Origin of the sequence: Klebsiella sp. K-Nf6, assembly GCF_002806655.1 — a bacterium.
Taxonomy (GTDB): domain Bacteria; phylum Pseudomonadota; class Gammaproteobacteria; order Enterobacterales; family Enterobacteriaceae; genus Klebsiella; species Klebsiella variicola.
In genome coordinates this window covers 114,412-126,811 of the sequence record NZ_PIBN01000016.1, presented here as the reverse complement: position 1 = coordinate 126,811, position 12,400 = coordinate 114,412, and the positions used below count along the sequence as shown (strand labels likewise).

Below are 12,400 nucleotides of genomic sequence, written 5' to 3'. Positions count from 1 at the left end.
GCTCGTCGGGCTCATAACCCGAAGGTCGTCGGTTCAAATCCGGCCCCCGCAACCACTTTCCCATTAAGTACTTTTTCAAATATACTGTGAGGACTAAGTGTCCTTCGTAGCCGAATTTGAAAGAATTCTTGCGGAAGGTGTTCCAGATCGCCATGGCGATCTCAGGGTTCAGTTATCTAAAGCCCCGATTTATCGGGGTTTTTTGTTATCTGACTTCAGAATAACTGGGCTATACGCCCTTTTTTTATGTCTTGGGGGTGGGTTTGTCCACATTAGAGCAAAAATTAACAGAGATGCTCACTGCGCCGGTTGAAGCGCTTGGCTTTGAGCTGGTCGGCATCGAATTTATTCGCGGTCGCACATCCACACTGCGCATCTATATTGATAGTGAAGATGGCATCAACGTTGATGATTGTGCTGATGTGAGCCACCAGGTAAGCGCCGTCATGGATGTTGAAGACCCGATCACTGTCGCTTACAACCTGGAAGTCTCTTCGCCTGGTCTCGACCGTCCGATGTTCACCGCCGAACACTATCAACGTTTCACTGGCGAAGAAGTTGCGCTGGTGCTGCGCATGGCGGTTCAGAACCGTCGCAAATGGCAGGGCATTATCAAAGCGGTAGACGGTGAAATGATCACGGTAACCGTCGAAGGCAAAGATGAAGTGTTCGCGCTGAGTAACATCCAGAAGGCGAACCTGGTTCCCCACTTTTAACAGTCTGGATTGAGGTGAAAGGCCCCGATGAACAAAGAAATTTTGGCTGTTGTTGAAGCCGTTTCCAACGAAAAAGCGCTGCCGCGCGAGAAAATTTTCGAAGCGCTGGAAAGCGCGCTGGCAACGGCCACCAAGAAAAAATACGAACAAGAGATCGACGTTCGCGTAGAAATCGACCGTAAGAGCGGTGATTTTGACACCTTCCGTCGCTGGCTGGTTGTGGAAGAGGTGACTCAGCCGACGCGCGAGATCACGCTGGAAGCGGCGCGTTACGAAGATGAAAGCATGAACGTCGGCGATTATGTCGAAGATCAGATTGAGTCTGTCACCTTCGACCGTATCACCACGCAGACCGCTAAGCAGGTTATCGTGCAGAAAGTCCGCGAAGCCGAGCGCGCGATGGTGGTCGATCAGTTCCGCGAGCACGAAGGTGAGATCATCACCGGCGTGGTGAAAAAAGTGAACCGCGACAATATCACCCTGGATCTGGGCAACAACGCTGAAGCCGTGATCCTGCGTGAAGATATGCTGCCGCGTGAAAACTTCCGTCCGGGCGACCGCATCCGCGGTGTACTGTACGCTGTCCGTCCGGAAGCGCGTGGCGCCCAGCTGTTCGTGACCCGTTCCAAACCTGAGATGCTGATCGAACTGTTCCGCATCGAAGTGCCGGAAATCGGGGAAGAAGTGCTGGAGATCAAAGCGGCAGCTCGCGATCCGGGCTCTCGTGCGAAAATCGCGGTAAAAACCAACGACAAGCGTATCGACCCGGTTGGCGCTTGCGTTGGTATGCGCGGTGCGCGTGTGCAGGCCGTCTCTACTGAGCTGGGCGGCGAACGCATCGATATCGTCCTGTGGGATGATAACCCGGCGCAGTTCGTGATTAACGCCATGGCGCCGGCAGACGTCGCGTCTATCGTGGTGGATGAAGATAAACACACCATGGATATCGCGGTGGAAGCGGGCAACCTGGCGCAGGCGATTGGCCGTAACGGTCAGAACGTTCGTCTGGCTTCGCAGCTCAGCGGCTGGGAACTCAACGTGATGACCGTTGACGATCTGCAGGCTAAGCACCAGGCGGAAGCGCATGCCGCTATCGATACCTTCACCAAATATCTCGATATTGATGAAGATTTCGCGACAGTGCTGGTTGAAGAAGGCTTCTCCTCGCTGGAAGAACTGGCCTATGTGCCAATGAAAGAACTGCTGGAAATCGACGGTCTGGATGAAGCCACCGTTGAAGCACTTCGTGAGCGTGCGAAAAACGCACTGACTACGCTGGCGCTGGCTCAGGAAGAAAGCCTGGGAGACAACAAACCTGCCGATGATCTGTTGAATCTGGAAGGTCTGGATCGTGCTCTGGCATTCAAACTGGCCGCCCGTGGTGTTTGTACGCTGGAAGATCTCGCCGAGCAGGGCGTTGATGACCTGGCTGATATCGAAGGGATGACCGACGAGAAAGCTGGCGAGCTCATCATGGCTGCTCGCAACATTTGTTGGTTCGGCGACGAAGCGTAATAAACTGTAGCAGGAAGGAACAGCATGACAGATGTGACTATTAAAGCGCTGGCCTCAGAAATTCAGACCTCTGTGGATCGCCTGATACAGCAATTTGCTGATGCAGGTATTCGCAAATCGGCTGATGATTCTGTGACCGCGCAAGAGAAGCAAACCTTGTTAACGCACCTGAATCGTGAACACGGTTCGGCGCCTGACAAGCTGACGTTGCAGCGTAAAACGCGCAGCACGTTGAATATTCCAGGTACCGGTGGAAAGAGTAAATCGGTACAAATCGAAGTCCGCAAGAAACGCACCTTTGTGAAACGCGATCCGCAAGAGGCTGAACGCCTGGCCGCGGAAGAGCAGGCGCAGCGTGAAGCGGAAGAGCAGGCCCGTCGTGAAGCTGAAGAAGCAGCGAAACGCGAGGCGCAATTAAAAGCTGAACGTGAGGCCGCAGAACAAGCTAAACGTGAAGTCGCTGATAAAGCGAAACGTGAAGCCGCGGAAAAAGACAAAGTGAGCAATCAACATACCGACGAAATGACCAAGACCGCCCAGGCTGAAAAGACCCGCCGTGAGAACGAAGCAGCGGAGCTGAAGCGCAAATCGGAAGAAGAAGCACGCCGCAAACTTGAAGAAGAAGCGCGCCGTGTAGCGGAAGAAGCACGCCGTATGGCTGAAGAAAATGAAAAAAACTGGACTGAAACGCCAGAAACCCCTGAAGAAACGACCGACTACCACGTAACCACCTCTCAGCATGCGCGTCAGGCTGAAGATGATAACGACCGTGAAGTCGAAGGCGGCCGTGGTCGTAGTCGTAGCAGCAAAGTGGCGCGTCCGGCCAAAAAAGGCAACAAACACGCTGAATCTAAAGCTGACCGTGAAGAAGCCCGTGCGGCCGTTCGTGGTGGCAAAGGCGGCAAGCACCGTAAAGGTTCTGCTCTGCAGCAGGGCTTCCAGAAGCCGGCTCAGGCGGTTAACCGTGACGTTATCATCGGCGAAACCATCACCGTTGGCGAACTGGCTAACAAGATGGCGGTGAAAGGTTCTCAGGTCATCAAAGCGATGATGAAGCTGGGTGCCATGGCGACCATCAACCAGGTCATCGACCAGGAAACCGCACAGCTGGTTGCCGAAGAGATGGGCCACAAAGTTATCCTGCGTCGTGAAAACGAGCTGGAAGAAGCAGTAATGAGCGACCGTGACACCGGCGCTGCGGCTGAACCGCGCGCACCGGTAGTGACCATCATGGGTCACGTTGACCACGGTAAAACCTCGCTGCTGGACTACATTCGTTCTACTAAGGTTGCCTCCGGCGAAGCGGGTGGTATTACCCAGCACATCGGTGCCTACCACGTAGAAACCGACAACGGCATGATCACCTTCCTGGATACCCCGGGCCACGCCGCGTTTACCTCTATGCGTGCTCGTGGTGCGCAGGCGACGGATATCGTGGTTCTGGTGGTGGCAGCAGACGACGGCGTGATGCCGCAGACTGTGGAAGCTATCCAGCACGCCAAAGCGGCGCAGGTGCCGGTAGTGGTTGCGGTGAACAAGATCGATAAGCCGGAAGCGGATATGGATCGCGTGAAGAACGAACTCTCCCAGTACGGCGTAATGCCGGAAGAGTGGGGCGGCGAAGCGCAGTTCATCCCGGTATCCGCGAAAGTCGGTACTGGTATCGACGACCTGCTGAACGCTATTCTGCTGCAGGCTGAAGTTCTCGAACTGAAAGCCGTACGTAACGGTATGGCGAGCGGCGCGGTCATCGAATCCTTCCTCGATAAAGGTCGTGGTCCGGTGGCTACCGTTCTGGTTCGCGAAGGTACCCTGCATAAGGGCGATATCGTACTGTGTGGCTTTGAATATGGCCGCGTGCGTGCGATGCGTGACGAACTGGGTCGCGAAGTTCTGGAAGCGGGTCCGTCCATTCCGGTGGAAATCCTCGGCCTGTCCGGTGTTCCGGCTGCGGGTGATGAAGTGACCGTGGTTCGTGACGAGAAAAAAGCGCGTGAAGTTGCACTGTATCGTCAAGGCAAATTCCGTGAAGTTAAGCTGGCGCGTCAGCAGAAATCTAAACTGGAAAACATGTTCGCTAACATGACTGAAGGCGAAGTTCACGAAGTGAACATCGTGCTGAAAGCGGACGTGCAGGGTTCTGTCGAAGCGATTTCCGATTCCTTACTGAAACTGTCTACCGACGAAGTGAAAGTGAAGATCATCGGTTCCGGCGTAGGTGGTATCACCGAAACCGACGCGACCCTGGCAGCAGCTTCCAACGCGATTCTGGTTGGCTTCAACGTTCGTGCCGATGCCTCTGCACGTAAAGTTATCGAAGCGGAAAGCCTGGATCTGCGTTACTACTCCGTCATCTATAACCTGATCGACGAAGTGAAAGCAGCGATGAGCGGCATGCTGTCTCCGGAACTGAAACAGCAGATCATTGGTCTGGCTGAAGTACGTGATGTGTTCAAATCGCCGAAATTCGGCGCCATCGCAGGCTGTATGGTTACCGAAGGGACGATCAAACGTCACAACCCAATCCGCGTACTGCGCGACAACGTGGTTATCTATGAAGGCGAGCTGGAATCCCTGCGCCGCTTCAAAGATGACGTCAACGAAGTCCGTAACGGCATGGAATGTGGTATCGGTGTGAAGAACTACAACGACGTTCGCGTTGGCGATATGATCGAAGTGTTCGAAATCATCGAAATCCAGCGTAGCATCGATTAATCATCTGATGGCTAAGCAGCCGGGGAAGCGAAGCGCCACCCGGCAATCATTTTAAAAAGGGGCTTTTGGCCCCTTTTTTGTCTTTATTCTGGAGAACTTATTATGGCGAAAGAATTTGGTCGCCCGCAGCGTGTGGCCCAGGAGATGCAAAAAGAGATTGCCATCATCCTGCAGCGTGAAATCAAAGATCCGCGTCTGGGCATGATGACCACCGTTTCCGGTGTGGAAATGTCCCGCGACCTGGCCTATGCCAAGGTGTATGTCACCTTCCTCAACGACAAAGATGAAGCCGCGGTAAAAGCGGGTATCAAAGCGCTGCAGGAAGCCTCTGGCTTTATCCGCTCTCTGCTGGGTAAAGCGATGCGCCTGCGCATCGTGCCGGAACTGACTTTCTTCTACGACAACTCACTGGTGGAAGGGATGCGCATGTCCAACCTGGTCACCAGCGTGGTGAAACACGACGATGAGCGTCGTGTGAACCCGGACGACAGCAAGGAGGACTGATGAGTCGTCCTCGTCGTCGCGGCCGCGACGTGCACGGCGTATTGCTGCTGGATAAGCCTCAGGGCGCTTCCAGCAACGATGTGCTGCAGAAAGTAAAACGTATTTATAACGCCAACCGCGCCGGGCACACCGGCGCGCTGGATCCGCTGGCGACCGGTATGCTGCCAGTGTGCCTTGGCGAAGCGACCAAGTTTTCCCAGTATCTGCTGGACTCCGATAAGCGTTATCGCGTGATTGCCAAACTGGGCCAGCGCACGGATACCTCCGATGCCGACGGTCAGGTGGTGGAAGAGCGTCCGCTAACCTTTAGCGACGAACAGCTGGCGGCGGCGCTGGAGAGTTTCCGCGGCGAGACGCAGCAGGTGCCGTCGATGTACTCGGCGCTCAAATATCAGGGCAAGAAGCTGTACGAATATGCTCGCCAGGGTATTGACGTCCCGCGGGAGGCCCGGCCGATTACGGTCTATGAGCTGCTGTTTATTCGCCACGAAGGCGATGAACTGGAGCTGGAGATCCACTGCTCGAAAGGCACCTACATCCGAACGATTATCGATGATTTAGGTGAGAAACTCGGCTGCGGCGCGCACGTGATTTTCCTGCGTCGCCTGGCGGTGAGCAAATACCCGGTTGAGCGGATGGTGACCCTCGAGCAGCTGCAGGCACTGGTCGATCAGGCGGCGGCGCAGGATATCCCTGCCGCGCAACTGCTTGACCCGCTGCTGATGCCGATGGACAGCCCGGCTTCAGACTATCCGCTGGTGACGATTCCGGAGACTTCCGCGGTCTACTTTAAGAACGGCAACCCGGTACGTCAGTCTGGCGCGCCGCTTAGCGGGCTGGTGCGGGTGATGGAAAACGAGTCTGGCAAGTTTCTCGGCATGGGCGAAATTGACGATGAAGGCCGCGTGGCGCCGCGTCGTCTGGTGGTGGAATACCCGGCGTAAGCGCTTTTCTTGCGATAAAAGCCTGCTACGAGTAGAATATCGCCGCTTAACGTCCGCTAAAGTGTTTTAACATTTTCGGGCGTTGCATCAGGGGTCGCTGAATTAGAGATCGGCACCCTTTCTTTCTTTTAATTTTTGGAGTTATAAAATGTCTCTAAGCGTTGAAGCTAAAGCAAAAATCGTTTCTGAGTTTGGTCGTGGCGAAAACGACAGCGGTTCTACCGAAGTTCAGGTTGCACTGCTGACCGCACAGATCAACCACCTGCAGGGCCACTTTGCAGAGCACAAAAAAGATCACCACAGCCGTCGTGGTCTGCTGCGCATGGTTTCTCAGCGTCGTAAACTGCTCGACTACCTGAAACGTAAAGATGTTGCACGTTACTCTTCGCTGATCGAGCGTCTGGGTCTGCGTCGCTAATTCTGCGAGTTTCAGAAAAAGGGGCCTGACGGCCCCTTTTTTCGACCGGGCGGCAGCAATTCATTCAAAACTCATGTATTGTTGCTAGTAATGATCTTCATGCAGAGGTTCGCGCGGCTAATGAGAGGCTTCATCCGCAGGGGCGGGTAAAGGTTGTCATTAGTCGCGAGGATGCAGAGGATCGGGTCAATAGACGCTATGTCGTGGATATGGCGTCATTTATAGATAAAAAGGATAGAATTTTGCTTAATCCGATCGTTCGTAAATTCCAGTACGGCCAGCATACCGTGACCCTGGAAACCGGCATGATGGCGCGCCAGGCAACGGCCGCTGTGATGGTTAGCATGGATGACACTGCGGTGTTCGTTACCGTTGTGGGTCAGAAAAAAGCGAAGCCAGGCCAGGACTTTTTCCCGCTGACTGTTAACTACCAGGAGCGTACCTACGCTGCCGGTAAAATCCCGGGTGGTTTCTTCCGTCGTGAAGGCCGTCCAAGTGAAGGTGAAACCCTGATCGCGCGTCTGATTGACCGCCCGGTTCGCCCGCTGTTCCCGGAAGGCTTCGTTAACGAAGTTCAGGTTATCGCCACTGTCGTTTCCGTTAACCCGCAGGTTAACCCGGATATCGTCGCGATGATTGGCGCTTCCGCTGCGCTGTCCCTGTCTGGTATTCCGTTCAATGGCCCAATCGGCGCCGCGCGCGTGGGTTACATCAACGACCAGTACGTACTGAACCCAACCCAGGAAGAACTGAAGTCCAGCAAACTGGACCTGGTGGTTGCCGGTACTGAAGCGGCCGTGCTGATGGTTGAATCCGAAGCTGAACTGCTGAGCGAAGACCAGATGCTGGGCGCAGTGGTCTTTGGTCACGAACAGCAGCAGATTGTTATCCAGACCATCAACGATCTGGTGAAAGAAGCCGGTAAACCGCGTTGGGACTGGCAGCCGGAAGTCGTTGATGCCGCGCTGAACGCGCGCGTGGCTGCACTGGCTGAATCCCGCCTGAGCGATGCTTACCGTATCACCGACAAACAAGAGCGTTACGCTCAGGTTGACGTGATCAAGTCTGAAACCATCGCCACGCTGGTTGCAGAAGATGAAACCCTGGACGCTAACGAACTGGGTGAAATCCTGCACGCTATCGAGAAGAACGTTGTTCGTAGCCGCGTACTGGCAGGCGAGCCGCGTATCGATGGTCGCGAAAAAGACATGATTCGTGGTCTGGACGTTCGTACCGGCGTACTGCCGCGTACTCACGGTTCCGCACTGTTTACCCGTGGCGAAACGCAGGCGCTGGTTACTGCTACCCTGGGTACCGCACGCGACGCGCAGAACATCGACGAACTGATGGGCGAGCGCACGGACTCCTTCCTGTTCCACTACAACTTCCCTCCGTACTCCGTAGGCGAAACTGGCATGGTGGGTTCTCCGAAGCGTCGTGAAATCGGTCACGGTCGTCTGGCTAAGCGCGGCGTACTGGCCGTGATGCCGACTATCGACGAATTCCCGTACACTGTTCGCGTGGTGTCTGAAATCACCGAATCCAACGGTTCTTCTTCCATGGCTTCCGTCTGTGGCGCCTCTCTGGCGCTGATGGACGCGGGTGTACCGGTGAAAGCCGCCGTTGCGGGTATCGCAATGGGCCTGGTGAAAGAAGGCGACAACTTCGTTGTTCTGTCTGACATCTTGGGTGACGAAGACCACCTTGGCGATATGGACTTCAAAGTAGCGGGTTCCCGCGACGGTATCTCTGCGCTGCAGATGGATATCAAAATTGAAGGTATCACCAAAGAAATCATGCAGGTTGCTCTGAACCAGGCTAAAGGTGCGCGTCTGCACATCCTGGGCGTGATGGAACAGGCGATTAACGCGCCGCGCGGCGACATCTCTGAATTCGCACCGCGTATCCACACCATCAAGATCAACCCGGACAAGATCAAAGACGTTATCGGTAAAGGCGGTTCTGTTATCCGTGCCCTGACCGAAGAAACCGGCACCACCATCGAAATCGAAGATGACGGTACCGTGAAGATCGCAGCGACCGACGGCGACAAAGCGCAGCACGCTATCCGTCGTATCGAAGAGATCACTGCTGAGATCGAAGTTGGCCGTATCTACAATGGTAAAGTGACCCGTATCGTTGATTTTGGCGCGTTCGTTGCCATCGGCGGCGGTAAAGAAGGTCTGGTTCACATCTCGCAGATCGCTGACAAGCGTGTTGAGAAAGTGACTGACTATCTGCAGATGGGTCAGGAAGTACCGGTTAAGGTTCTGGAAGTTGACCGTCAGGGCCGTGTCCGTCTGAGCATCAAAGAAGCAACTGAACAGACTCCGTCTGCTGCAGCGCCGGAAGCTCCGGTCGCCGAGCAGGGCGAGTAAGGTTGCCGTTAGCCCTCCGCTTTTGCGGAGGGCGTTTTACGGGCAGGACGCCTCGTTTGCAGCCGGGGAACAGGACGTTCATCCAATCGTTGTCTTCGGGAGTGGGAAATGAAGCCTTTTTTGCGCTGGTGTTTCGTGGCGACAGCTCTCACGCTGGCAGGATGCAGTAGCACCGCCTGGCGTAAGGACGCCGTCCTCGCAGTACCATTGCAACCGACTTTACAGCAAGAAGTGATTCTGGCACGCATGGAACAAATTCTTGCCAGTCGGGCTTTATCCGATGACGAACGCGCACAGCTTTTATATGAGCGCGGAGTGTTGTATGATAGTCTCGGTCTGAGGGCATTAGCGCGAAATGATTTTTCACAAGCGCTGGCAATCCGACCCGATATGCCTGAAGTATTCAATTACTTAGGCATTTACTTAACGCAGGCAGGCAATTTTGATGCTGCCTATGAAGCGTTTGATTCTGTACTTGAGCTTGATCCAACTTACAACTACGCGCACTTGAACCGCGGTATCGCCCTGTATTACGGCGGCCGGGCTAAGTTAGCGCAAGATGATCTGCTGGCGTTTTATCAAGACGATCCCAATGATCCTTTCCGTAGCCTGTGGCTTTACATCGCCGAGCGTAAACTCGACGAGAAGCGGGCGCTTGAAGCACTCAGAGAGCGCTTAAACAAGTCGGACAAAGAGCAATGGGGATGGAACATTGTCGAGTTCTACCTTGGCGACATTAGCGAAAAAGAGCTGATGACTCGTCTGAAGGCAGACGCAACGGATAACACCTCGCTCGCTGAGCATCTCAGTGAAACCAACTTCTATTTAGGTAAGTACTACCTAAGTCTGGGGGACAAGGACAGCGCTACGGCACTGTTCAAACTGGCGGTCGCCAACAACGTACATAACTACGTTGAGCACCGATACGCATTGTTGGAATTATCGCTCTTGGGCCAGGAGCAAGATGACCTGGCAGAATCGGACCAGCAATAGCTGACGAACACATCAGCCCATAGTTTTTTGCTTGCCATCACCTTTGCGGGTGAGGGCGTTGTTGTTCGTTAATACACCTACTTTGAGCCGGTTCACACTTTTCAATGAAAATTACCGAAAATTTTCACGATGAGTTATGTAGACTGGCCGCCATTAATTTTGAGGCACACGTACTACATGGCTGAATTCGAAACCACTTTTGCAGATCTGGGCCTGAAGGCTCCCATCCTTGAAGCGCTTAACGATCTGGGTTACGAAAAACCATCTCCGATCCAGGCTGAGTGCATTCCGCATCTGCTGGACGGCCGCGACGTTCTGGGTATGGCCCAGACCGGTAGCGGTAAAACCGCAGCGTTCTCTTTACCGCTGCTGAACAACATTGATCCTGAGCTGAGAGCACCACAGATTCTGGTGCTGGCGCCGACCCGCGAACTGGCGGTACAGGTTGCCGAAGCAATGACGGAATTCTCTAAACATATGCGCGGCGTAAACGTGGTTGCCCTGTACGGCGGCCAGCGTTATGACGTGCAGCTGCGCGCCCTGCGTCAGGGTCCGCAGATCGTTGTCGGTACCCCGGGTCGTCTGCTGGACCACCTGAAGCGCGGCACGCTGGATCTCTCTAAACTGAGCGGTCTGGTACTGGACGAAGCCGATGAAATGCTGCGCATGGGCTTTATCGAAGACGTAGAAACGATTATGGCGCAGATCCCGGAAGGTCATCAGACCGCGCTGTTCTCTGCCACCATGCCGGAAGCGATTCGTCGCATTACCCGCCGCTTTATGAAAGAGCCGCAGGAAGTGCGCATTCAGTCCAGCGTCACCACGCGCCCGGATATCAGCCAGAGCTACTGGACGGCCTACGGCATGCGTAAAAACGAAGCGCTGGTGCGCTTCCTGGAAGCGGAAGATTTTGATGCGGCGATTATCTTCGTGCGTACCAAAAACGCGACCCTGGAAGTGGCTGAAGCGCTGGAGCGTAGCGGCTATAACAGCGCCGCGCTGAACGGCGATATGAACCAGGCGCTGCGTGAGCAGACGCTGGAGCGTCTGAAAGACGGTCGTCTGGACATTCTGATCGCGACCGACGTTGCGGCCCGTGGTCTGGACGTTGAGCGTATCAGCCTGGTTGTTAACTATGACATCCCGATGGATTCCGAGTCTTACGTTCACCGTATCGGCCGTACCGGTCGTGCGGGTCGTGCTGGCCGCGCCCTTCTGTTCGTTGAGAACCGCGAGCGTCGCCTGCTGCGTAACATCGAACGTACGATGAAGCTGACTATTCCTGAAGTAGAACTGCCGAACGCAGAACTGCTGGGTAAACGTCGCCTGGAAAAATTCGCGGCTAAAGTTCAGCAGCAGCTGGAAAGCAGCGATCTGGACCAGTACCGTGCGCTGCTGTCGCAAATCCAGCCGACGGCGGAAGGCGAAGAGCTGGACGTGGAAACGCTGGCTGCTGCGCTGCTGAAAATGGCCCAGGGCGAACGTTCTCTGATCGTTCCGCCGGACGCGCCGATGCGTCCTAAGCGCGAGTTCCGCGATCGTGACGATCGTTTCGAACGTCGCGGCGACCGCAATGACCGTGGTCCGCGTGGCGATCGTGAAGATCGTCCGAAGCGTGAGCGTCGTGAAGTTGGTGATATGGAGCTGTACCGCATTGAAGTGGGCCGTGATGACGGCGTTGAAGTTCGTCATATCGTTGGCGCGATCGCTAACGAAGGCGACATCAGCAGCCGTTACATTGGTAACATCAAGCTGTTCGGTTCTCACTCCACCATCGAACTGCCGAAAGGTATGCCGGGCGAAGTACTGCAGCACTTTACTCGCACCCGCATCCTGAACAAACCGATGAACATGCAGCTGCTGGGTGATGCTCAGCCGCGTCCAGACCGTGGCGGTGAACGCCGTGGCGGTGGTGAGCGTCGTGAAGGCGGTCGTAGTTTCGGCGGTGAGCGTCGTGAAGGCGGCCGTAGCTTCGGTGGCGAGCGTCGTGAAGGCGGTCGTGGTGATGGTCGTCGTTTCAGCGGCGAGCGTCGTGACGGTGGTAACCGCGCACCGCGCCGCGATGATGCTGGTGCTGCTCCGCGTCGTGATGACTCCGCCGGTCGTCGTCGTTTCGGTGGCGATGCGTAATTAGCACAACACGCTAGCGTAAAGTAAATAATACAGCCCCGATCGTCATGATTGGGGCTTTTTTTATTCCTTTTGTACTCGTGTACT

10 protein-coding genes are annotated in these 12,400 nt (G+C 55.0%); all 10 read left to right on the top strand.

Annotated elements, in window-relative coordinates:
• The first annotated feature begins 263 nt into the window (after positions 1-263).
• The 10 genes from rimP (at position 264) to CWM61_RS22535 (ending at position 12,313) form a co-directional block, all read left to right on the top strand.
• Positions 264-716: a ribosome maturation factor RimP gene (gene rimP, locus CWM61_RS22585; protein WP_002918364.1), complete on the top strand. Its 453-nt coding sequence runs from the start codon at positions 264-266 to the stop codon at positions 714-716.
• A gap of 27 nt (positions 717-743) precedes the next feature.
• Positions 744-2,231, top strand: coding sequence for a transcription termination factor NusA (nusA, locus tag CWM61_RS22580; protein ID WP_008806630.1), 1,488 nt, complete (start codon positions 744-746; stop codon positions 2,229-2,231).
• A 24-nt stretch (positions 2,232-2,255) separates the two neighbouring features.
• Positions 2,256-4,946, top strand: a complete 2,691-nt coding sequence (gene infB / locus CWM61_RS22575; protein WP_061153204.1) for a translation initiation factor IF-2 — start codon at positions 2,256-2,258, stop codon at positions 4,944-4,946.
• A 102-nt stretch (positions 4,947-5,048) separates the two neighbouring features.
• Positions 5,049-5,450: a 30S ribosome-binding factor RbfA gene (gene rbfA / locus CWM61_RS22570; RefSeq protein ID WP_002918248.1), complete on the top strand. Its 402-nt coding sequence runs from the start codon at positions 5,049-5,051 to the stop codon at positions 5,448-5,450.
• Complete coding sequence (gene truB, locus CWM61_RS22565) at positions 5,450-6,394, top strand: tRNA pseudouridine(55) synthase TruB (protein WP_061153205.1); 945 nt, start codon at positions 5,450-5,452, stop codon at positions 6,392-6,394. The genes rbfA and truB overlap by 1 nt, the downstream gene beginning before the upstream one ends.
• 148 nt (positions 6,395-6,542) lie before the next feature.
• Positions 6,543-6,812 (top strand): 30S ribosomal protein S15, encoded by a 270-nt coding sequence (gene rpsO / locus CWM61_RS22560; RefSeq protein WP_004106090.1) that lies wholly within the window; start codon positions 6,543-6,545, stop codon positions 6,810-6,812.
• A 242-nt stretch (positions 6,813-7,054) separates the two neighbouring features.
• Positions 7,055-9,190, top strand: a complete 2,136-nt coding sequence (gene pnp, locus CWM61_RS22550; RefSeq protein ID WP_061153206.1) for a polyribonucleotide nucleotidyltransferase — start codon at positions 7,055-7,057, stop codon at positions 9,188-9,190.
• 108 nt (positions 9,191-9,298) lie between these two features.
• Entirely contained in the window at positions 9,299-10,183 is an 885-nt protein-coding gene (gene nlpI, locus CWM61_RS22545) for a lipoprotein NlpI (protein WP_002918241.1), read from the top strand.
• Positions 10,184-10,287: 104 nt separating this feature from the next.
• Entirely contained in the window at positions 10,288-10,368 is an 81-nt protein-coding gene (yrbN, locus tag CWM61_RS22540) for a protein YrbN (RefSeq protein WP_085954934.1), read from the top strand.
• Positions 10,361-12,313 carry a DEAD/DEAH family ATP-dependent RNA helicase gene (locus CWM61_RS22535; RefSeq protein ID WP_074387497.1) on the top strand — a complete coding sequence of 651 codons (1,953 nt, stop codon included), beginning with the start codon at positions 10,361-10,363 and terminating at the stop codon, positions 12,311-12,313. The genes yrbN and CWM61_RS22535 overlap by 8 nt, the downstream gene beginning before the upstream one ends.
• Positions 12,314-12,400 lie beyond the last annotated feature (87 nt).

What these genes read in the sequence shown, in the direction of transcription:
- infB (WP_061153204.1), top strand. Translation starts at nt 2,256, where the DNA reads ATGACAGATGTGACTATTAAAGCGCTGGCCTCAGAAATTCAGACCTCT.
- yrbN (WP_085954934.1), top strand. Translation starts at nt 10,288, where the DNA reads ATGAAAATTACCGAAAATTTTCACGATGAGTTATGTAGACTGGCCGCC.
- nlpI (WP_002918241.1), top strand. Translation starts at nt 9,299, where the DNA reads ATGAAGCCTTTTTTGCGCTGGTGTTTCGTGGCGACAGCTCTCACGCTG.
- rbfA (WP_002918248.1), top strand. Translation starts at nt 5,049, where the DNA reads ATGGCGAAAGAATTTGGTCGCCCGCAGCGTGTGGCCCAGGAGATGCAA.
- truB (WP_061153205.1), top strand. Translation starts at nt 5,450, where the DNA reads ATGAGTCGTCCTCGTCGTCGCGGCCGCGACGTGCACGGCGTATTGCTG.
- CWM61_RS22535 (WP_074387497.1), top strand. Translation starts at nt 10,361, where the DNA reads ATGGCTGAATTCGAAACCACTTTTGCAGATCTGGGCCTGAAGGCTCCC.
- nusA (WP_008806630.1), top strand. Translation starts at nt 744, where the DNA reads ATGAACAAAGAAATTTTGGCTGTTGTTGAAGCCGTTTCCAACGAAAAA.
- rpsO (WP_004106090.1), top strand. Translation starts at nt 6,543, where the DNA reads ATGTCTCTAAGCGTTGAAGCTAAAGCAAAAATCGTTTCTGAGTTTGGT.